The sequence below is a fragment of the Janthinobacterium sp. P210006 genome (assembly GCF_036231885.1).
Taxonomy (GTDB): Bacteria; Pseudomonadota; Gammaproteobacteria; order Burkholderiales; family Burkholderiaceae_D; genus Janthinobacterium; species Janthinobacterium violaceinigrum.
Map to the genome: position 1 here is coordinate 59,809 of NZ_JAZARD010000001.1, position 20,907 is coordinate 80,715.

20 protein-coding genes are annotated in these 20,907 nt (G+C 62.3%); 8 read left to right on the forward strand and 12 right to left on the reverse strand.

Features of this window, described 5'->3' with window-relative positions; genetic code table 11:
* The first annotated feature begins 30 nt into the window (after positions 1-30).
* Positions 31-1,980 carry a S9 family peptidase gene (locus VPH41_RS00265; protein ID WP_328568588.1) on the forward strand — a complete coding sequence of 650 codons (1,950 nt, stop codon included), beginning with the start codon at positions 31-33 and terminating at the stop codon, positions 1,978-1,980.
* Positions 1,981-1,991: 11 nt separating this feature from the next.
* Here the strand turns inward: VPH41_RS00265 and VPH41_RS00270 are convergent, their stop codons facing one another.
* Both VPH41_RS00270 and VPH41_RS00275 read right to left on the reverse strand, forming a co-directional pair.
* Positions 1,992-4,142, reverse strand: coding sequence for an FUSC family protein (locus VPH41_RS00270; RefSeq protein ID WP_328568589.1), 2,151 nt, complete (start codon positions 4,140-4,142; stop codon positions 1,992-1,994).
* A gap of 90 nt (positions 4,143-4,232) precedes the next feature.
* Positions 4,233-5,921, reverse strand: coding sequence for a M14 family zinc carboxypeptidase (locus VPH41_RS00275; protein ID WP_328568590.1), 1,689 nt, complete (start codon positions 5,919-5,921; stop codon positions 4,233-4,235).
* A 149-nt stretch (positions 5,922-6,070) separates the two neighbouring features.
* On the opposite strand from VPH41_RS00275, the gene VPH41_RS00280 reads away from it, so the two are divergent.
* On the forward strand, positions 6,071-6,640 hold the full coding sequence (locus tag VPH41_RS00280; RefSeq protein WP_328568591.1) for a hypothetical protein: 570 nt from the start codon (positions 6,071-6,073) through the stop codon (positions 6,638-6,640).
* 69 nt (positions 6,641-6,709) lie between these two features.
* Here the strand turns inward: VPH41_RS00280 and VPH41_RS00285 are convergent, their stop codons facing one another.
* The 6 genes from VPH41_RS00285 to purB all read right to left on the reverse strand — a co-directional run bounded on the left by VPH41_RS00285 (position 6,710) and on the right by purB (position 13,004).
* Positions 6,710-8,863 carry a S46 family peptidase gene (locus VPH41_RS00285; RefSeq protein ID WP_251351326.1) on the reverse strand — a complete coding sequence of 718 codons (2,154 nt, stop codon included), beginning with the start codon at positions 8,861-8,863 and terminating at the stop codon, positions 6,710-6,712.
* Positions 8,864-9,170: 307 nt separating this feature from the next.
* Complete coding sequence (locus VPH41_RS00290; RefSeq protein ID WP_071075198.1) at positions 9,171-9,440, reverse strand: GlsB/YeaQ/YmgE family stress response membrane protein; 270 nt, start codon at positions 9,438-9,440, stop codon at positions 9,171-9,173.
* A 166-nt stretch (positions 9,441-9,606) separates the two neighbouring features.
* Entirely contained in the window at positions 9,607-10,182 is a 576-nt protein-coding gene (locus VPH41_RS00295) for a YceI family protein (RefSeq protein WP_328568592.1), read from the reverse strand.
* Positions 10,183-10,314: 132 nt separating this feature from the next.
* On the reverse strand, positions 10,315-10,869 hold the full coding sequence (locus VPH41_RS00300) for a YceI family protein (RefSeq protein ID WP_152282168.1): 555 nt from the start codon (positions 10,867-10,869) through the stop codon (positions 10,315-10,317).
* 42 nt (positions 10,870-10,911) lie between these two features.
* Positions 10,912-11,436, reverse strand: coding sequence for a cytochrome b (locus tag VPH41_RS00305; RefSeq protein WP_152255127.1), 525 nt, complete (start codon positions 11,434-11,436; stop codon positions 10,912-10,914).
* 188 nt (positions 11,437-11,624) lie between these two features.
* Entirely contained in the window at positions 11,625-13,004 is a 1,380-nt protein-coding gene (gene purB, locus VPH41_RS00310) for an adenylosuccinate lyase (protein WP_152282167.1), read from the reverse strand.
* A 277-nt stretch (positions 13,005-13,281) separates the two neighbouring features.
* Here purB and VPH41_RS00315 point away from each other — a divergent pair, with 277 nt between their 5' ends.
* Entirely contained in the window at positions 13,282-13,896 is a 615-nt protein-coding gene (locus VPH41_RS00315) for a glutathione S-transferase N-terminal domain-containing protein (RefSeq protein ID WP_101483050.1), read from the forward strand.
* A gap of 58 nt (positions 13,897-13,954) precedes the next feature.
* Here the strand turns inward: VPH41_RS00315 and bfr are convergent, their stop codons facing one another.
* The gene (gene bfr / locus VPH41_RS00320) at positions 13,955-14,431 is read right to left on the reverse strand and encodes a bacterioferritin (protein WP_092607216.1); all 477 of its coding nucleotides are present in this window, start codon (positions 14,429-14,431) and stop codon (positions 13,955-13,957) included.
* 422 nt (positions 14,432-14,853) lie between these two features.
* Here bfr and VPH41_RS00325 point away from each other — a divergent pair, with 422 nt between their 5' ends.
* Entirely contained in the window at positions 14,854-15,534 is a 681-nt protein-coding gene (locus VPH41_RS00325) for a Fe2+-dependent dioxygenase (protein WP_328568593.1), read from the forward strand.
* A 222-nt stretch (positions 15,535-15,756) separates the two neighbouring features.
* Here the strand turns inward: VPH41_RS00325 and VPH41_RS00330 are convergent, their stop codons facing one another.
* Both VPH41_RS00330 and VPH41_RS00335 read right to left on the reverse strand, forming a co-directional pair.
* Positions 15,757-16,458 (reverse strand): energy transducer TonB, encoded by a 702-nt coding sequence (locus tag VPH41_RS00330; RefSeq protein ID WP_152282165.1) that lies wholly within the window; start codon positions 16,456-16,458, stop codon positions 15,757-15,759.
* 17 nt (positions 16,459-16,475) lie between these two features.
* Positions 16,476-16,697: a (2Fe-2S)-binding protein gene (locus VPH41_RS00335; protein ID WP_328568594.1), complete on the reverse strand. Its 222-nt coding sequence runs from the start codon at positions 16,695-16,697 to the stop codon at positions 16,476-16,478.
* Between the two features lie 423 nt (positions 16,698-17,120).
* On the opposite strand from VPH41_RS00335, the gene VPH41_RS00340 reads away from it, so the two are divergent.
* From VPH41_RS00340 to VPH41_RS00355, 4 genes are all read left to right on the forward strand, one after another.
* The gene (locus VPH41_RS00340; protein ID WP_152282163.1) at positions 17,121-17,405 is read left to right on the forward strand and encodes a FeoA family protein; all 285 of its coding nucleotides are present in this window, start codon (positions 17,121-17,123) and stop codon (positions 17,403-17,405) included.
* A 2-nt stretch (positions 17,406-17,407) separates the two neighbouring features.
* Positions 17,408-19,309 (forward strand): ferrous iron transporter B, encoded by a 1,902-nt coding sequence (gene feoB / locus VPH41_RS00345; protein ID WP_328568595.1) that lies wholly within the window; start codon positions 17,408-17,410, stop codon positions 19,307-19,309.
* A gap of 9 nt (positions 19,310-19,318) precedes the next feature.
* Positions 19,319-19,600, forward strand: coding sequence for a hypothetical protein (locus VPH41_RS00350; RefSeq protein WP_328568596.1), 282 nt, complete (start codon positions 19,319-19,321; stop codon positions 19,598-19,600).
* Between the two features lie 64 nt (positions 19,601-19,664).
* Complete coding sequence (locus tag VPH41_RS00355) at positions 19,665-19,826, forward strand: hypothetical protein (protein WP_193317420.1); 162 nt, start codon at positions 19,665-19,667, stop codon at positions 19,824-19,826.
* Between the two features lie 35 nt (positions 19,827-19,861).
* Here the strand turns inward: VPH41_RS00355 and VPH41_RS00360 are convergent, their stop codons facing one another.
* Positions 19,862-20,782 carry an AraC family transcriptional regulator gene (locus VPH41_RS00360; protein WP_328568597.1) on the reverse strand — a complete coding sequence of 307 codons (921 nt, stop codon included), beginning with the start codon at positions 20,780-20,782 and terminating at the stop codon, positions 19,862-19,864.
* Positions 20,783-20,907 lie beyond the last annotated feature (125 nt).

The following is a 20,907-nucleotide window of genomic DNA, read 5'->3' on the forward strand; positions in this document are numbered from 1 at the left end:
CGGTTTTTTTTATTCTTAACTGGAATTTACATGATGAAAATAACTGATCTGGCCGCATGCGGCTTGCTGGCAAGCAGCCTTCTGGGCACCACGGCGCAGGCCGCTCCTGCAGCCGAGCCGGCGTTGCGCGACTACCGCGCCGTTGCCCTGTCGGCCAATGGCCAGCGCATTGCTGCCATCGAGTCGAGCAAGGCCGGTGAACAGCCGCAGCGCCCGCATGCGGCCATCGTCGTGCGCGACGCCGCCAACGGCGCCATCGTCCAGCAATTCGACCCTTGCGCCGTGTGCTCGTACGACAAGCCCAGCTGGTCGCCGGACGGCAGGCAGCTGGCCTTTGTTGGCTACGATGCCAAGGCGGGCATGGCGCATCTGTACCTGGCCACGATGACACAGGCGCAAGCCCAGGTATTGACGAGCATCAAAGGTGTGGCCAGTACGGCGCGCTGGTCGCCCGATGGCAAGCAGCTGGCCCTGCTCGCGACGGTAGGCGCGCGCAAGCTGGCCGGCGCCGTCGAGGCGGGCGCACGCCAGGTGGGCGAAGTGGGCAGCGAAGACGATGCGCAGCGCATCGCGGTCGTGCCTGTCAGCGGCGGTGAGCCCCGTCTGCTGTCGCCAAGCGACACCTATGTGTATGAATACAACTGGACGCCCGATGGCCGTGGCTTTGTTGCCACGAGCGCGCAGGGCAATGGCGACAGCAACTGGTGGGTCGCCAAGCTCAGCCATATTGATGGGGCCACGGGCGCGCTGCGCGTGATCGCGTCGCCGGCCATGCAGCTGAACCTGCCCTCGGTCTCGCCGGACGGCAAGACGGTGGTCTTCATCGGCGGCCTGATGAGCGATTTCGGCTCCATCGGCGGCGACCTGTACACGGTCCCCCTGGCTGGCGGCACCCCGCGCAATCTCACGCCAGACTATCGCGGCACCTTCAATGGCGTCGTCTGGCGCGGCGCCGGCTTGCTGGCGACCGCGCTGATCGATTCGCAGCTGGCGCTGGTGCCTGTCGATGCGCAAGCCGGTCCGGCCCAGCCGGTGATGCTCGGTGAGCTCAGCAGCAGCGGCAGCGACGGCCGCTTGTCGTTCAGCGCCGATGGCCGCCACGCCGCTGCTGCGCAGGAAGACTTTACGCACGCCAGCTACCTGGTGGCGGGACCGGTGGGCCAGCTGAAAAAAATCACGCGCGACAATGACGGTTTTGCGCCGCAGCTGACGGTGCAAAACGTGGGCTGGAACAACGAACAATACAAGGTGCAAGGCTGGCTGCTGGGACCGTTGTCGGTGGAGGCCGGCAAGCGCTACCCGATGATCGTCAACGTGCATGGCGGGCCCGGCGCGGCTGCCTCGCCCCGTTATGTGGCGGCCAGTACCCTGATCCGCGAATTGACGCAAAAAGGCTATTTCGTCTTCCTGCCCAATCCCCGCGGCAGCTTCGGCCAGGGCCAGGCATTTACGCGTGCCAACATGGCCGACTTTGGCGGCGGCGACTGGCGCGACATCCTGACCGGCATCGATGCGGTGGAAAAAGTGGCGCCCGTCGATGGCCAGCGCCTGGGCCTGATCGGCCATTCGTATGGCGGCTTCATGACCATGTGGGGCGTCACGCACAGCGACCGTTTCAAGGCGGCCGTGGCGGGCGCGGGCGTGTCGAACTGGATCAGCTATTACGGCCAGAACGGCATCAACCAGTGGATGATCCCGTTCTTCGGCGCGTCCGCGTATGACAACCCGGCCGTCTACCGCAAGGCGTCGCCCATCGAATCGATCAAGGCGGCGAAGACGCCGACCCTGATCTACGTGGGCGAGCGCGACGTGGAAACGCCGGCCGCCCAGTCGCTGGAATTCTGGCACGGCTTGCGCGCCATGGGCGTGCCGTCCAGCCTGTTCATCTACGATGGCGAAGGCCATTCCTTCCGCAAGCCCGAGCATCAGCGCGACTTGCAGCAGCGTACCGTCGGCTGGTTCGAGCGCTACCTGAAGTAAGTTGCGACTGCTTAGCGTGGTGAAACAATGTGCACGATCGCCGCGCTATGTATCACGATCTTGTCCGCATCGGCCTGCAACAATCGGATGCGTCTCTGGACCAGCGGCCAGCCCGACCAGGCCACGTCGCTGACCGGCGGCGCGGCTGGGGCGGCCAGCGGCGCGCTGATGGCCGCTTTGTTGTCGAGCTGTTCCAGCGCGCGCGACAGGGTCAAACACACTTGCGTATGGCTGTGGCTGAGCAAGGCGTTGACGGGAGCGACAGGCAGCTGGCTGGCATGGCGGCCCAGGATCGAACGCAGGGCCGCCACATGGGCAACCAGCAGGTAATTTTGCACGATGAACAGGTTGATGTCTTCCACGGCCCGCTGCTTGCTGGCCGGTTCGTCGAGCATGCGCACCAGCGCCGAGCTGAGCGCTGCCAGGCTGTCCATCAGGCGCTTGCGTTCGATGCGGTAGGCGAAGTCATCGAAACATTTCCCCTGCAGCAGCTCGAAGCTGGCCTGCATATAGCTCAAGTTCACATTCAGCACCTGGCGCACGAGGCGTGGCAGGCTCTGGTATTCCCAATTGGCCAGCACAAAGCTGAACACGGTTGCCACTGCCGCGCCGATCAGGGTATCGATCAGGCGCTCGCTGACGAGGTTCGGGTTGCTGGGCGCCACCAGGTGCATTTGCAGCAGAATCATCAGGCTGACGGCGATGGCCGTGTAGCGGTAGCGTAAATAGATGAAGGTGGGCGTGGCCACGATGGACAGGAACAGGATGGCCATCAGCACGATATTGCTGTGCACGAAACGGATCACGATGGCCGTGATGACGCAGCCGATGATGGTGCCGATGATGCGGTCGGCGCGGCGCTGGCGCGTCATGCTGAACGTGGGCCGCAAAATGATGACGATGGTCAGCACGATCCAGTAGCTGTGCGCCGCATACGGCAGCCAGTGGCCGATGGCCAATCCTACGGAAATGGCCATCGATACGCGCAGGGCGAAGCGGAACACGGGCGACTCCAGGCGCAGGTTCGACAGCAGGGTCTTCAGCTCGTATTTTTGCTGCGACAGGAAGGGCGCCATGTCCGCGCCGCTCCAGAACGGCACGTTGTCATAGACTTTCTGGCTGGCCAGATGCAAGTCCGCGATCATTTTCAAAATGGCGCGGATCTTGTTGCGCTGTGCGCGCAAGGTGGCCAGCGCTTCCTGCGCGCTGTCGCCTTTTGCGTGCAGGCGGGCAATTTCCTCCTCGATGTCGGCCCATTCCTTGTCGTAGCTGATCTGCGCATACGAGGCGCGCTTGCGCGTGACGGCATACGCCACGGATTCGATATCGCGCGCCGCCTTGTAGGCGAGGTCGTGCAGGGATTTGAGCACGTCGGAGTCGGCCAGGTGCTGGCGCAGCAGCGCGTAATCCGTGTGCGTGGAGAGGATCAGCTCATACAGATCCAGCATGCATACGTGCACCTGCACGACGATGGCATCCTTGCTGTTCTTGTGGCTGCGCAAGATCAAGTCGCGCGACGCCTGCTGGCGGTCGGCCAGGATGCTTTGGTGGCGCACCAGTTTGTTGAACTGCTCCGTCAGGTTAAAACGCGTGTCGTAGAAATCGGCCTTGATGTCGATGTAGGCGGCCAGTTCGAACAGGGCCTCGGCCAGCACCTGCTGCTTGATGCGGTGGCGCAAGACCCAGGCGATGGCCATGGCATAGGCCAGGTAAATCAATCCCCCCAGCATGAACAGGCCAGCGTGGTGAAACGATTGCTGCCACGTCATCTGGTGCTCCATCGACATGGTCATGATGAACAGGGCAGCCAGTTGCAAGGGCATGGATTTCTTGCCGTACACCACCATCATGCTGGCGAGGAAACTGACCAGCACGAGCACCGTCAGCAGCAGCCAGTGCACGGGTCCGCACAGGCTGATCAGCAGGGTGACGGCACTGCACAGCAGCACGGACGCCAGCATTTCGTTGAACTTGTGGCGCAGGGGGCTGGGCATGTCCATCAAGGTCGTGCACAGGGCGCCGATGCACACAGTCATGGCGGTATTGCTGTCGCTGATTTCCTGGGTCAGCAAGGCCAGGCCGACGAGACCGATGGCCACGCGCAAGCCCAGGTAAAAATAATGGCTGTAAATAAAGGTGCGCAGGTTCAGTGCGTAGTGCATGGGATTACCTTGTGGGTAGAGCACAGAAAGAGGCGCCGCACCGGGGTCTCCGATGCGGCGCCAGGATGTTGCATTCGCTACAGCCCCGAGTTACATGAGGGCAATCACGGGATATCGACGCCATTCCGGTTCGGCAAAGCGCTGGCAGTGTGCAAAGATGAAGTTCAGCACGGCTTCCTGATTGCTCAGCAAGGCCGGATTCGCCGCTTTCCAGTCGGCAAACTTGGCGGCCAGGGCCGGCTCGTCGCGCAGCAGTTCGGATGCCATGTCTTCGAACACGTAATCGGAAAACGCTTCCTTCTTTTCCAGCACGCTGTTGAAGAAGCCCCAGCGGAAGAAGCTGTCGTGCGCCTCGGGTTCCAGGGTTTCCACGGCGTAGCGCGCATTGTCCTGGTCCAGGCTGACCACATAGTCGCCCGCCTGCACGGTGAACTGGCCCGTGCGCGCTTCCACGTCCACCGTGTCGTGGAACATGTGGCCTTCGTAGGCGGTCGCGCGGGTGCCCACGTTATGGATGTGGTAGTAGCGCGCCGTTAAGGTCTGTTCGACGGTGATGCGGTGCATTTCCACGCCATTCCAGCGCAGGCGCTCGATGACTTCGCGCCATGCCTGCGGCACGACATAGGCTTTCGGCGCGGCTACGGTGACGTCCGCATCGAAGCGGTTGTAGTAGGCGATGTCGCGCTCCCACGGCTGCGAGCGGTCGTAGGACAGGCGCTGGTAGTTGCCGAGGATACTCGGCGTGTATTGCGCCGCATAGCCCTTGAAAGGGAAGGTCGACGGCTGTTCTTCGTTCATGGCCCAGTGGATGGGCCATGCGGCTTGCGTGCGTCCTGCCGCCTTCGCTTGCGCGCGCAGCTGCTTGATCTGTTCGCCATGTTGGACCGTGAACGCCATGGTGATGTCGAGCAGGGCGCGCATGGACGCGTAGCGGTCGGCAAATGGTTTCAGCATGTGCGTTTCCGGCATGAAACCGATGACGTGATGCAAGGCTGCAAAACCTGTCGAGAAACGGGGCACTTCGAGGAATTCGGCGATGCCGTGGTCGGGGCTGTCCTTGACGGGATTCACATACGGGCAGGTGGGCCAGCCCGCTTGTTCCATCTGCGCAAAGATGTGCGGCAGCATGGTGTCTTGCAGGAAGGGACCCAGGCCATTGCCCAGCTTATCCGTCTGCGTGTGGATCAGGGTCATCGTGTACGGGTAGTCGGCGCCGTTGGACGTGTGCGTATCGACCATCACGTCCGGGTCCCAGCTGGCCAGCAGGCGGTTGAACACTTGCGCGTTCAGGCTGTCGCACTTGATGAAATCGCGGTTCAGGTCCAGGTGGCGGCTATTGCCGCGGAAACCGAATTGCTCCGGGCCATCCTGGTTCACGCGCGACGTGTTGGCACGGTTCAGACTGCCATCGACGTTGTAGATCGGGATGAACAGCAGCACGGTGCTGCCCAGCGCCGCCAGGCGTTCGGGCTGCGTGCAGAGGTCGCGCACGATGGCCATGCAGGCGTCGATGCCTTCCGGTTCGCCCGGGTGGATGCCGTTGTTGTTGAAGAACACGGTGCGGCCCGCGCGCTTGATCTGCTCGCGGTCGAAGACGCCGTCCGCGCTGACGACGCCAGCGTGGATGGGCACGCCCGAGTCGGACAGGCCGATCTGTTCGAAATGCAGCACTTGCGGATAGCGTGCGGCGAGATCTTTGTAGAAAGTGATGCATTCCAGCCAGGTCGTGGTCTGGTTGTGGTTACCGAGTTCGTAGGTCGTGCGCAAGTCTGGTGGCATAGCGGTCTGAGTCTGGGAGGGGGAAGGCGCGCTGGGTAAGTACGCCCGCTAGGGGCCAATTGTAGCACCGGCGCTCCTGCCTTGAGGCGCCGCAGCAGGCAAGTGCGGGACTTGTGTTATGAATACGTTTCACGCGCAAGGGAGGCGGCATGGGCAAGGCAGCGATGGCGGCGCTGGTGTGGTGGGTGTGCCTGGCGGCACAGGCGGCGCCGTTGCGCTTGCCGGCGGGCAAGGAGCCCGTGGCGCAGGGCGGGACCGTCACGGCCACGGCGCAGGGCGCGCTGATACGCTACCGGGGCTGGCTGCTGGCCGTCGATGGGGCCGTGCCGGAAGAGCGCCCTGACATCGTGCTGACGTCGGCGGAGGCGCACCACGCGCCGCTGCTGCAGATCGGCGCCACGCAGCGCACCTTGCCCCTGTGGTCGGCCGTCGCGCTCGTCAAGGGCAGCGCGCGCCTGCGCATCACGGCGCTGCCGGGGCCGGACGAGGTTGCCGCGCTGCTGCTGGACTTTGGCGATAGCGACTACCGCATCGTGATCCTTGCCGCGCCCGTCGAGCGGCAAGCTTATGCCTTGCTGGCGCAGCGTTTTCCCGGCGCCGACCTGGCCTTGCTGCAGCAGCAGGGGCGGCGCGTGATGCTGCCGCTGGGAAGCGGCCGGGTGCAGGTGTTTGGCGCGGAGCAAGCCGTGCCTTACCGGTTTTCAAAGGTCAGGCGCTAGACGAAAAAAAGCCACTCCCGCAGGAGTGGCTCAGGTGACAAGCGCCCGTTACCGGGTTATGGCTTTTTGTTATTCAGCGCCCATTTCTTTCAGCAGGTTGTCTGCGTGGTCGATGTGTTTCATGTTCCACAGCATGTAGCGCAGGTCGACCTGGATCGAACGGGTGTTGGCCTTGTTGTAGTCCCAATCGGAAATGATCGAGTCCAGGGTGCCATCGAAGGCCAGGCCGATGAATTCGCCTTTCGAGTTCAGCGCAGCCGAACCGGAGTTGCCGCCGGTGATGTCCAGGGTCGCCAGGTAGTCGACCGGCACGGTTTTCAGCTTCGGATCGACAAATTTGCCGAAGTCCTTGGCTTTGATCGCGGCCAGTTGATTGGCTGGTGCATTGAACTCGCCCTGGCCCGTGGCTTTGGCCACCACGCCATTGACGGTGGTGAACGCGGTCCAGGTGGTGCCATCGGCGCCATGGTCACGGCCGGCAACGCGGCCGAAGGTCACGCGCAGGGTGCTGTTGGCGTCAGGATAGACGGCTTGGCCCTTGCTCTTCATGAAGGCGATCTTGGCTTTCATGTAGTTGGCGTAGGCTTGCTGGATCTTGCCGGCCAGTTCTTCGTCTTCCGCTTCGTTTTTCAGCGAATCCGGATACATGGCAACGGCTGCCTGGATGAAGCTGTCCTTGCTGGCCTGGAACTCGGCTGGCGTGCGTTTCAGCCATGCTGCGCGCTCGGCCTTGTCGGCCAGCTTGCTGCCCGCATACAGTTTGTCCAGGGCGGCGGACAGGTCGGCTTGCGACATGCCGTCCTTGATGCCGATGGCGGCGTCGAAGCTGGCGCGGCGCTGTGCTGCCGGTTGCGCGGCGTACTTGGCCAGGCTGTTCAGTACCAGCGCCTTGTCGACTTTTTCATCGTAGGTGCGCTCGACCGACGTGATACCCGCTTCCAGGCGTGGCAAGTCGCGCGACTGGTAGCCGGACTTGCGTTCCGTATCGGCCTTGGTGCTTTCGTTGGACAGGCGGTACAGGCTGCGTGCCGTGTTCAGCAGGCGTGGCTGTGCGTAGCCCAGGAAGAAATCGCGCTTGGTGTCGGCATCGCGCTCGGCGATCAGCTTTTCCACTTGCTCGATGTCGCCGGCAAATTCCGCCTTGCGGGCAGCATTTGCGTTGACCCAGGTTTTCAGGGCTTCATGTTCTGCCGTCTTGCGTGCCAGGAAGTCGCTGCCCGCGTACGAATCGAGCATGCCCTGGCGGTTCTTGTAGTAGTTGTTCACGCCAGCCACCTGGCCCGCGTATTTCAGGGCAACATCCTTGTTGTCCTTGGTTTCGCGCGCGATGATGGCCAGGGTTTCGCCCGACGCTTTCACGAAGGCCGGGTAGTTCCAGTCAAACGTGAACGCCACTTCCGATGGCAGGCGGTGACGGTTGGTGCGGCCAGGGTAGCCCAGCGCCATGACGAAATCGCCTTCTTTCAAGCCATCCTTGGCCAGTTTCAGCACGTGTTTTGGCTGGTAGGGCACGTTGTCCTTGCTGAAGTCGGCAGCCTTGCCGTCCTTGCTGACATAGGCGCGGTAGAAACCGTAGTCGCCCGTGTGGCGCGGCCACATCCAGTTGTCGGTGTCGCCGCCGAACTTGCCCACGCCGGCCGGAGGCGCGTGCACCAGGCGCACGTCGCGGATTTCCAGTTGCTTGATCAGGTAGAACTCCAGGCCGCCGTAGTAGCTCGACACGGTGCAGCGGAAGCCCGCTTCTTTTTCGCATTCGGCGACCAGTTTCTTCTGGTTTTTCTCGATCGCGTCGATGCGTGCCTTGCCTTGCAGCTTGGCCACGTCGGCGGTGATGATCTTGTCGCTGACATTGGTCACGGCCGAGGTGACGAAGATGCGGCTGCCTGGGGCGGCCGGCAATTCTTCAGCGAAGGTCTTGGCCAGGAAACCGTTGGCCAGCAAATCGCGCTCTTTGGTCGAATTGACCGCCACGCTGTTGTAGACGCAGTGGTGGTTGGTGGCAACCAGGCCTTGCGGCGAGACGAACGACGCCGAGCAACCGCCCAGGCTGACGATGGCGCCCATCGGGAACTCGGTCAGTTTGGTCAGCGTGGTCGGGTCCAGTTTCAAGCCGGCGGCTTTCAATTCCTTGGCTACTTGTGGCAGCTGTTGGGGCATCCACATGCCTTCGTCGGCGTGTGCGAAGTTGCTCAGGATGGCGAGCGCGATTAAAGATTTTTTCATTCGAGTTCTAGTCTTTTTACATGGTGGGAAGTCGGAACCAACGTGTACCCAGTGTTTTTTCTCAGCGGGCGACCTAGAGTATCCGTATCGAACTCGCACTAGTCAATCACATTTTCCGGAGGGCATGATTGCATTTAATTGTCGAATGAGTACAATTTTCAGTGGTGCAGGGGCGCAAACGGGCCGCCAGGCCCCATTTTTCCGTGCAACGGCTGTGGTATTGTCCATACAATTGTCTTGGCGGAAATGAAAAATGGCCGGGCGCTGGCGCGGCCCGGCCACTTCGTGATGGAGGGCGTTTGCCCGTCTAGCGTATTTTGCCGCGGCGCAGAAGATTCACGATGCCCAGCAGGATCACGGCGCCCAGGAAGGAAACGAGCAGCGAGGACAGGCTGAAGTTGTCGCTATTGATGGTGCCCGTGCCGAACAGGGGCGCCAGCAGCCAGCCGCCCAGGAAGGCCCCCACGATGCCGACGACGATATTGAGGAAGATGCCTTGTTGCGCATCGGTTTTCATGACCATGCTGGCCAGCCAGCCGATGACGCCGCCAATAACGATCCAGATAATGAAATTCATGTAGTCCTCCGCGCGATGGGTGAGTAGGGGTGCCATGTTAGAAAAACATCATGCCAGGTGATACTGATGCCGCACGATAGAAAAGTCCAGCGGATTCGCGCGGCGCATGCAAAAGCCCGCCTGGCTGCGGGCAGCGAGGCGGGCTTGTCATGCGGCAAGGCGGTGTTTAATCGGCCTTGATCGCTTCCACCTGGATGGCCAGCTTGACTTCCGGCGAGAACGCCGGCATGCCGTAGTTCAGGCCAAAGTCGCTGCGCTTGAATTCCGCACTGGCATCGGCGCCGCACACTTCGCGCTTGTAGCGCGGGTGCATGATGCACTTGAACTTGCTCACGTTCAGCTTGACGGGCTTGGTCACGCCCAGCAGGGTCAGTTCGCCGTCCACTTCCACCAGCTGTTCACCGTTGAACTTGAGCGATGTGCTCTTGTAGGTGATTTGCGGGAATTTCTCGACGTTGAACATGTCCGCTTTTTTCGCGTGCGTGTTCATGGCATCGAGGCCGAAGTCGATCGAATCGGCATCGATGACCAGGTCCAGGCTGCCCGTCCTGGCGGCGCGGTCCAGGGTGACCGTGCCCTTGGTCTTGTTGAACTTGCCACGCCACACGGACATGCCCATGTGATCGGCTTCGAAGCTGGGGAAGGTGTGCGTCGGGTCGAGGTTGTAGGTATCGGTGGCGGCCATGGCCGAACCGGCGCCGGCGGCGGCCAGCACGGCGATCATCAAGTGCGAAAATTTCATGCAGATCCTAAAGGGTTGTGGGGTTGTTTTTGCTAACGTCTGAAAAACGTTCAGGACAAGGCGCCTTGCCGAAGGCAGTACGAATAGTACGACGAGGCAAGAGCAACGCAGTCATGGACGTTTTCTCAGGCGTTACTGAGCCGAAACATGGAACTTGATCGTGACCTCATCGGCAACCATGCTCGTGTCCTTCCACTCGCCTTCGCCGATGTTGTAGGTCAGGCGCTTGATGGGCAGGGCGCCGTCAAATGCATATTTGCCGCCATCGGCTTTCACCGTCAGGGGGAAGGTCACGTCGGTGGTCTTGCCTTTGATGCTCAGCTTGCCCGATACCGTCAGCTTGCCCGCACCGGCGGCCTTGATGCTGCTCGAGACGAATGTGGCTTTCGGGAACTGCGCCGCGTTGAACCATTCTTTCTTGGCCACTTCCTTGTTGTATTCCGGGTCGCCGATATCGATGCTGGCCGTCTCGATTTCCACCGACGCTTTCGAGGCGTCCGGCGTGGCCGGGTTGTAATCGATGGCGATATTGAATTTCTTGAACTTCGCTTCCACGGGTACGTTCATTTGCTTGAACACGGCCGACACGCTGGTCTTGGCGGGATCGACTTTCAGCAGGGTGGCGGCGGTGGCGGCCACGGACAGGCCCAGCAGGGAAGCGAGGACGATGCGTTGGGTGGTTTTCATCTTATTTTTCCTGGAGTTTCAGTGAGCAAGGGGAAGTCGGTGTTACGGCAGCATGCGCTTGAGCACGCCGTCGCGGTCGATGAACTGGTGCTTCAGCGCCGCCAGCACATGGGCGGCCACGGCGGCGGCCATCGTCATGTTCAGAACATAATGAATTTCTTTTAAAAGCGGCTTAAGTTCCGGGTTCGGCGCCATGATGACGGGCAGCTGGAACAGGCCCAGGTACACCACCGGCACGCCGGCGGCCAGGGTGTACAGGTAGCCGGAGATGGGCACGGCGAAGATCAGGATGTACAGCAGCACGTGCATGGCGTCGGCTGCCTTCTTTTGCCAGGCAAGCATGCTGGCCGGGTGCGGCGGCGGCACGTTGGCCTTGCGCCACAGCAGGCGGATGGCGGCGATGGCCAGCACGGTCACGCCCAGCCATTTATGCCAGGAGAAATATTTGAGCTTGGTGGGCGTCAGGCCGGGAATGTCCGTCATGACCAGGCCCATGACAAAGGCGCTGATGATCAGCAGGGCGGTCAGCCAGTGCAGGATGATGGCGGTGGTGGTGTAGCGTTGCATCGGCGGGGCTTTCTTGAAAGTAGTACGCATTAGGACTAGTTCGGCCTAATATACCAAAGAAAAGCAAATTGCGCTGCGTGCTGGAGATTCTACAAGAAAGACTGCCGGAAAAACCGCGGGGCGGCCAGCATTTGTGTGCTGGCCGCCCCGCGGCAGCGGATCGGCGTGATCCGGGGAGTGCTGGTCGCTTAGATGGCCTTGGCCAGTTGCGCCGCGATACCGATGTAGTTAGCCGGCGTCATGGTCAGCAGCACGTCCTTGGCATCCTGCGGAATGGCCAGGCCATTGACGAAGGTTTGCAGCGCTTCTTTCGAGATGCCCTTGCCGCGCGTCAGCTCTTTCAGCTGCTCGTACGGATTTTCGATGCCGTAGCGGCGCATCACGGTTTGTACGGGCTCGGCCAGCACTTCCCACGTCGCGTCCAGGTCTTGCGCCAGGCGCGCGTGGTTCACTTCCAGCTTGTTCAGGCCGCGCAGGCAGCTGTCATAGGCCAGCAGGGTGTAGCCCAGGCCCACGCCGATGTTGCGCAGCACGGTCGAATCGGTCAAGTCGCGCTGCATGCGCGAGACGGGCAGTTTTTCCGACAGGTGCTTCAGCACGGCGTTGGCCAGGCCCAGGTTGCCTTCCGAGTTTTCGAAGTCGATCGGGTTGACCTTGTGCGGCATGGTCGAGGAACCGATTTCGCCCGCTTTCAGCTTCTGCTTGAAGTAGCCCAGCGAGACATACGTCCAGATGTCGCGGTTCAGGTCCAGCAAGATCGTGTTGGCGCGCGCGAAGGCGTCGAACAGTTCGGCCATGTAGTCGTGCGGCTCGATCTGGATGGTGTACGGATTGAACACCAGGCCCAGGCGCTGTTCGATGACGGCTTGCGAGAAGGCGGGCCAGTCGAAGCCAGGGTAGGCGGACAGGTGGGCGTTGTAGTTGCCGACGGCGCCATTCATCTTGCCGAGGATTTCCACTTGCGCGATGCGTTTCACGGCGCGCTGCAAGCGGGCCACGACGTTGGCAAATTCCTTGCCCAGGGTGGTCGGGCTGGCCGTCTGGCCGTGCGTGCGCGACAGCATCGGCACGTCGGCATTGTCGTGCGCGATCTGCGTCAGCTTGGCCACCAGGCCGTTCAAGGCCGGCAGCATCACGCCATCGCGGGCCGCTTTCAGCATCATGCCGTGCGACGTGTTGTTGATGTCTTCCGAGGTGCAGGCGAAATGGATGAATTCCGACGCCGCCACCAGTTCCGGCACGTCCGCCACTTGTTCCTTCAGCCAGTATTCGACGGCCTTGACGTCGTGGTTGGTGACCGCTTCGATGGCCTTGATGCGGGCCGCGTCGGCTTCCGAGAAATCGGCCGCCATCTTGTCGAGCAGGGCGGTCGCTTCGGCCGAGAACGGCTTGATTTCAGCGAAACCGGCTTGCGACAGCGCTTGCAGCCAGGAGATTTCCACTTTCACGCGGTGGTGCATGAAACCGGCTTCGGACAGGATCGGGCGCAGCAGATCGGTCTTGCTGGCGTAGCGGCCATCGAGCGGAGACAGGGCCGACAGCGTGGAATACGGAGTAGTAGAAGTCATGAGAGCGGACGCAAGTTAAAGAAACGGTTGGCGTGTGGCGCGCGGGGAGGGCAGGGCTATTGCAATACAGCAACACTGACGGCGCCACAGTAAAGGGCGATTTTACCACCGCTGGCCGCTGGTTAGCCGTCCGTTGGCTGCTGATGGCCCCCATTCCGGCCGAATCGGGCCCCGATGCGGCGTGCCTGCCACACCGTGCCGGGCGCCGGGTGCGCGCTGCCAAATGCCGCTGCCGCCGATGCTATACTGCTTGCTGCTCCTTTACCTTAAAGTACCTATGAAACTGATCGGTTCCCTCGCCAGCCCGTATGTCCGCAAAGCCCGTATCGTGCTGGCGGAAAAAAAGCTCGACTATGTCTTCGAGCTGGAAAACGTGTGGGTGCCGGAAACCCGCATCGCCCAGGCCAATCCGCTGGGCAAGGTGCCCTGCCTGGTGATGGAGGATGGCAGCACCTTGATCGATTCGAAAGTCATCGTCGAATACCTCGACACGCTCACGCCCGTGTGCAAGCTGCTGCCGGCCGGCGGCAATGGCCGCGAGCGGGCCGACATCAAGAACTGGGAAGCGCTGGCCGACGGCATCCTCGATGCGGGCGTGCTGGTGCGCCTGGAGCGCACGCAGCGTCCGCCCGAGCAGCAAAGCGCCGCCTGGATCGCGCGCCAGCTCGACAAGATTACCCTGGGCCTGGCGGCGCTCGAAGCGCGCCTGGGCGAGAGCGCGTATTGCGCCGGCAAGAACTACACCCTGGCCGACGTGGCCGTGGGCTGCACCCTGGGCTGGCTCAGCTTCCGCTTCCCGGAAATCGACTGGCGCGCCGATCACCCCGCGCTCGCGCGTTTGTTCGACAAGCTGTCCGAGCGGCCATCGTTCAAGGACACGGTGCCGCAATAAAGGCACGGACGTAAAAAAACCGGCCATTGCCGGTTTTTTTATCTGCATCGAAGAAAAATTACTCTTCAATCGCCATCTGGCTTTGCAGGTAGTTCTGGATGCCGATCTTGGCGATCAGGTCGATCTGCGTTTCCAGCCAGTCGATATGCTCTTCCGTGTCTTCCAGGATCATCAGGAACAGGTCGCGCGACACGTAGTCGCCCGCTTTTTCGCTGATGGCGATGCCTTCCTTGACGGTGGCGTGCGCGGCGCGTTCCAGCTTCAAGTCGCATTCCAGCATTTCCGGCGTGTTCTCGCCGATCAGCAGCTTGTGCAGCGCTTGCAGGTTAGGCAGGCCGTCGAGCATCAGGATGCGGTCGATCAGCTTGTCGGCGTGTTTCATTTCGCCGATCGATTCTTCGTATTCCTTCTTGCCCAGCTTTTCCAGGCCCCAGTGCTTGTACATGCGTGCATGCAGGAAGTACTGGTTGATGGCCGACAGTTCGTTGGTGAGCTGTGCGTTGAGCATGCGGATGACTTCTTTATCGCCCTTCATGGGATTTCCTTTGTTCTGTGTCGCGTTCGATGATGAAACCGGAGGCTGCTGGCGGCCACAGCCGGGTGGCGAAGGGCTGCCTGGTGGCGCGCATGTTGCCGGTCTCGCTATGCCCGCATGATAGCGCAAAATATGGGCGATTTCGGGCGGTAAACGGCATTTTTCCGTCTTTTTAACGTAAATATCGTGCGAATAAAACCCATTCTCAAATGGATTGCCACATTTTTCCGTTTTTTATTTGTTAAGGAAAATGAAGGCCATTCTCATTCGCGTTCATGCGGTCTTGTGGGGATGGCCGGCACGCCGGTACGGTCGTGTGAAAATGGCGCGCAATGTTTGCGCCATTCTTGCCTTTATGTATTCTTGGCCGCCGGTGGCGATGCGATAATCAGCGGGGGAATTTCACGATAAAGGAAAGCAAGATGATGCTGCATATACCCGGCGTGCTGACGCCGGAACAGGTGACGCAGTTTCGCCAGCGCCTGGCGCAGACGGACTGGGTCGATGGGCGCGCCAGCGTCGGGGCGCAAGGGGCGCAGGTCAAGCGCAACCGCCAGCTGGCCGAGGGCTCGCCGCTGGCGCTGGAATTGGGCGAGATCGTCAGCCGCGCGCTGATGGCCAATCCGCTGTTCTTCTCGGCCGTGCTGCCGCTGCGCATCCTGCCGCCGTTCTTCAACAGCTATGCGGGCGGCGAGCACTATGGCCTGCATATCGACGGCGCCATCCGCACGCCGAAAAACGGCATGCAGTCGATGCGCGCCGACGTCTCGTCGACCGTGTTCCTCAGCGAACCGGACGAATACGAAGGCGGCGAGCTGGTGGTGGTCGATTCCTACGGCACGCATGAAGTGAAACTGCCGGCGGGCGACGTGATCGTGTATCCGTCGAGCAGCGTGCATCAAGTGTTGCCCGTCACCAGCGGCGAGCGCATCTGCTCCTTCCTGTGGACGCAAAGCATGGTGCGCGAAGATTGGAAGCGCAGCATGCTGTTTGAGCTCGACCAGAACATCCAGAGCGTGCGCAGCGAGCACGGCGATTCGCCGGCGACCGTGGGCTTGACGGGGCATTATCACAACCTGCTGCGGATGTGGGCGGAGATGTGAGGCTGGGGTCAGACCCCCGGCGACGTTGGCGCTGAGCTTGGCGTTGGCGGTGTTGAGGGTCTGCCCCCCATAGCGGACAAAAAAAAGTCTGCCTGGCCCGGGGATGTAGGCTGGCAGACTGAAACAAGCAAATCGCTTGACTAAAAACAGGGCGCAAAAAAGCAAGCAGGGCACACGGTGCGATGCTTGCGGGCTGGCAGCGGCGCAAGGGCCGCCGGAAGGCTAGCTCAGTTGGAAGGTCAGCGGGACGAGCACGTACACGGGCACGGGCTTGCCGTTTTCGATCATGGGTTTGAACAGCGCGCGCTGCGCTGCCTGGCGGCCCGCTTCGTCGAGGTTGCCGTAGCCGGTCGATTTATGGATCAGGATTTGCTCGGGCAAGCCCTTTTCATTGATCAGGATGCGCAAGACCACGGTGCCGCTCTCGCCCAGGCGGCGCGACAGATTCGGGTAGATCAGTTGCGGCGCCTTGATGTATTCGACGCTGCTGACGGTGCGCGGCGTGGATGGGGCCGGCGGCGTGGGCGACGGTGTCGATGGCGCTGTCGGCGCGGCGGTGGCCACGGGCGCTGCTTCGGCGCGCGTCGGCTGCGGCGGCGTGATGGTCGGTTCCGTGGGTGCCACGGCGATCAGCGGCAGCGGCGGGATCACGGCGCGCGGCATGGGCGCGCTCAGTTCCACGGTTTTGGGGACGGACGGTGTCGGCGGCTTGGGCGGCGCCGGCGGGGCGATGATGCTGATGGTGGTGATGGTCGGCATGGCCGCCGTGACGACTTTGCTCAGCAAGCCGCTCTGGATCGCATAGAACCCGGCGAGGTGCAGGACGACGATGGCCATCAGCGGCGCGAACTTGTTGCGCTTCTTGTCGAAGTCGGCAAATTGTTGCACGGCCTGCACCGTTACGGGCGGGGGCATCATCGTCATGGCGTTCATCGCTTTCTTTAGTTTGTCAGTACAGCTCGCATCAATACGGTTTCTTGCAGCGCTACGGTAGCGGTAGCGCTCAGGTGATCGTTCAGCACTTCCCGTGCGCAGGTATGGCATTTGCCGCAGCAGGTTGCCACGCCCAGGTCGCGGCGCAGCTCGGCCATGCTGGACAGGCCAAGATCGACGGCTTGACGGATTTCACGATCAGATATGTTGTTGCAGACACATACAATCATTGATACACCTTCTGGCTGGATGATGAAAATGCACTAGTGCCGCGAAGCATTATTGCTAGTGTTTTAATGAGAATCATTATCATTACGTTTCATTGTCGCGCAAAGCGGGGGACAATGCAAGCGATTTTGATCAAGCGTGCGGCCGCTGGCGGCCCGGCGCGGCACGCCGGCGGCCGGGCCGCTATGCCGTGTGCGCGAATGAGACAGCCCTTGACGGGGGCCACTCTCCGGGCTAAATAAAAACTATTCGCATTCATGTTTATAATGCTGGTATTGTCTCGGACGGTCGCCGTCTGGACATAATGAAAGGCCGCTTGTCGGTAATGCGCAACAGTTGCGTTTTACCTCACAACACTGGCAGTATGCCCTGCGCCTGGCGCGGCAATTTGTCTCCGGTGTTCTTAATTTGAACGGATTTTGCTCATGACTCTAGTTCCACCCTTGATGACGCTCGATGCGCTGGCAGTCGGCCAGAGCGGTACGGTGTTGCATATCACGCCCCTCGCGGCAGGACAGACGGAGGACGGCGTGGACCTGCCCCGCCGCCTGATGGAGCTGGGATTCGTTCCTGGCGAACGCATCCGCATGCTCAAGCGCGGTATTCCTGGCGGCGACCCGCTGGCCATCAAGGTCGGCAATGCCACGTTCGCCCTGCGCCGCTTCGAAGCGGCGCTGATCGCGATTCAACCGTTGACTCAACCGGAATGACCATGGGTGCTGTAGAAACTATCGTCGACGCGGGCATGCACAAGCCGCCGCATCAGCCGCAAATTGCCTTGCTGGGCAATCCGAACTGCGGCAAGACCGCCCTGTTCAACCGTTTGACGGGCGCGCGCCAGAAAGTGGCGAACTACGCCGGCGTGACCATCGAACGCAAGGAAGGCCATTTCACGTCGCCCGCGGGCAAGCCCGTGCGCGTGCTCGACTTGCCGGGCGCCTACAGCCTGTCGGCCACCACGCCCGATGAAGCCATCACGCGCGACGTGGTGGGCGGCCTGCGCCGCGGCGATCCCCGTCCGGACGCCATCATCTGCGTGGTCGACGCCACCAATCTGCGGTTGAACCTGCGCCTGGTGCTGGAAGTCCAGCGCCTGGGCCTGCCCATGCTGCTGGCGCTGAACATGACGGACGTGGCGCGCAAGCGCGGCATGCTGATCGACACGGTGAAACTGTCGCAGGAACTGGGCATGCCCGTGGTGGAAACCGTGGCGGTGCAGCACGATGGCGAAAAAGCCCTGCTGGATGCCATCGACGCCATGCTGCCGTTGCCGGCCGTGGACGCCAAGCCGCTGGCGGCCATCGATGCCGTCACCGTCGAGGAAACCCAGCGCGAAGTGCGCCGCATCCTGGCCGCCGTCAGCAATGACGCCAGTGACCGTGGCAACCTGACGGAAAAGATCGACGATGTGGTGCTGCACCCCATCGTCGGCCCCATGATCCTAGCCGTGCTGATGTTCCTGATTTTCCAGGCCGTGTTTGCCTGGGCCGCCACGCCGATGGAAATGATCACCGATGGCGTGGGCCACCTGGGTGCCGTGCTGACGGCGAACATGCCCGATGGTCACCTGAAGAGCTTGCTGGTGGAAGGCATCATCGGTGGCGTCGGCAGCGTGCTGGTGTTCCTGCCGCAGATTCTGATCCTGTTCTTCTTCATCCTGGCGCTGGAAGACTGCGGCTACCTGCCGCGCGCCGCGTTCCTGCTGGACCGCCTGATGGGCGGCGTGGGCCTGTCGGGCCGCGCTTTCATTCCACTGCTGTCGAGCTTTGCCTGCGCCATTCCCGGCGTAATGGCGGCGCGTACCATCCAGAACCCGCGCGACCGCCTGGTGACCATCATGATCGCCCCGCTGATGACGTGTTCGGCGCGCCTGCCCGTGTATGCGCTGATCATCGCCGCCTTCATCCCGGAACGCCAGGTGTGGGGTTACCTGAGCCTGCAAGGCCTGGTGCTGTTCGTGCTGTACTTTGCCGGCATCATCTCGGCCATGGCGGTGGCCTGGGTCATGAAGCGCAGCATGGGCGTGCGCGGCAACCAGCCGCTGATGCTGGAACTGCCGGCCTATCACTGGCCGCATTTGCGCAACCTGGCCGTCAGCCTGTGGGAGCGCGCGAAGATCTTCCTGACGCGCGTCGGTACCATCATCCTGAGCCTGATGATCATCCTGTGGTTCCTCAGCACCTTCCCCGGTGCGCCGGACAACGCGGTCCACCCGCCGATCTACTACAGCCTGGCCGGCATCCTGGGCCGCGGCCTGGAAGTGATCTTCGCGCCCATCGGTTTCAACTGGCAGATCTGCATCGCGCTGGTGCCGGGCATGGCGGCGCGCGAAGTGGCCGTCGGCGCCCTGGGCACCGTGTATGCGCTGTCGCAGACGGGCGACGCGCTGGCCTCCACCCTGGAGCCGCTGATCGCCCATTCGTGGTCGATGGCCACGGCGCTGTCCTTGCTGGCCTGGTATGTGTTCGCGCCGCAGTGCCTGTCGACCCTCTCCGTGGTGAAGCGCGAGACGGGCGGCTGGCGCTATCCGCTGCTGATGGCCGGCTACATGTTCGCGCTGGCCTACGCCGCTTCGTTCATCACGTACCGCCTGGCCCTGCTGGCTGGCGCATAGGAGAGCACCATGTGGCAAACCCTTATCGTCGCCCTGATCGTTGCTGCAGCGCTGCTGCATTTTTCGACCAAGTACCTGCCGGCGGGCGTGCGCCGTGCCATCGTGCGCGGCCTCGTGCGCTGCGGCTTCGAGGAAGCGAAGATGTCGACCTTCTTCAAGGTGGCGCCGGGCTGCGGCAGCGGCTGCGGTTCCTGCGGTTCCTGCGACAGCCCGCCGCCGCCGTCCGCCACGCCGCCGGCCGATGGCAGCAGCAAGCGCGTGATCCTGATGCAGGTACAGCGCCAGGACTGATCTACGTCTAGCCACGGGCCCGCCCGTCGGCTACACTGGGTTTTCCGCATGGCAAGGAGTGGCAATGGCGATACTGTTGATCTTCATGTTTTTGTTTGCGATGGCGTCCTGGCTGCTGGCCAGCCGGCGCGGCCGCCACGGGGGACTGTGGTTCGGCATCGGCCTGTTCCTCGGACCGTTTGCCTTGCTGGCGGTGGCGGCCCTGCCGCCCGTGCCGGCGCGCTGACCCTGTATTGCCACAACCCGCCAGCGCGGGTTTTTTTACGCCTGCGCGTTTGCGTGGCGCAGCCGGTACTGGCGCGGCGAGCATGCCATGACGCGCTTGAAGGCATGGCTGAAGGCGCTGTCCGAATCGTAGCCCAGCGCCTGCGCGATCGACGTCACTGTCGCGGCACTGTCCTTCAGGCGCCGCGTGGCCAGGCGCATGCGCCAGCGCAGCAGGTAATCGAGCGGGGTCACGCCCACCCGGTTCCTGAAGTGCAGGGCAAAGGCGGAGCGCGACTGTCCCGCGACGGCGGCCAGCTGCAGCAAGGTCCAGCGCTGCGCCGGCTGCGCATGCATGGCCTCGATGGCGGCGCGCAGCCGGGGATCGGCCAGCGCGAACAGCCAGCCCACCGGATGCGACGCCTGCGCTTCAAGATACTGGCGCAGCATTTGCAGCAGCATCATGTGGCCCAGGTGGCGCGTCATCAGCGCCGCACCGGGCGCCGTCGCCTGCAGTTCCTGCGCCAGGCGCTGCAAGGCCCACTGCAGCACGCTGGCCTGGTCCGTATCGCCGCGCACGTGCAACAGCGGCGGCAGGCAGTCGAGCAGGATGGCTGCTTCGTCGCCAAAGTGGAAACGTCCACCGATGAGGAAGAAATCGTGCTGCGGCGCGCCGTGGCGGGCCACGCCCTGCTGCGCGTGCCGGTACACTTCCAGCGCCGGCGCGGCCGGCAAGCCGGGCGCGCTGGCCAGCGTGAACGCGCGTCCCGGCGCCAGCAGGAAGCAGTCGCCCGTACGCAGCGGCACGGGAGCGTCGATGCCCGCGACCGTCAGCCAGCAGCTACCCTCGATCACGGCGTTGAACTTGATGCCGTCCGGCGGCGGAAAGTCGATGGCCCATGCGCCGCCCGCCTTCAGGCCGGCAAAGTAGGAGCTGCGCGTGTCAAACAGCGACAGTACATCGGAAAGCAGATCCATGGCGGGTTCCAGTTCTGGACGATAGCGACAGTATTACGGATTTTACGCCATTCACAGTCCAGAACAGCCCGCGCAAAATACACATGTCGCCAGCCATCCCGCGCTGGCCACCCACATGCAGAGGC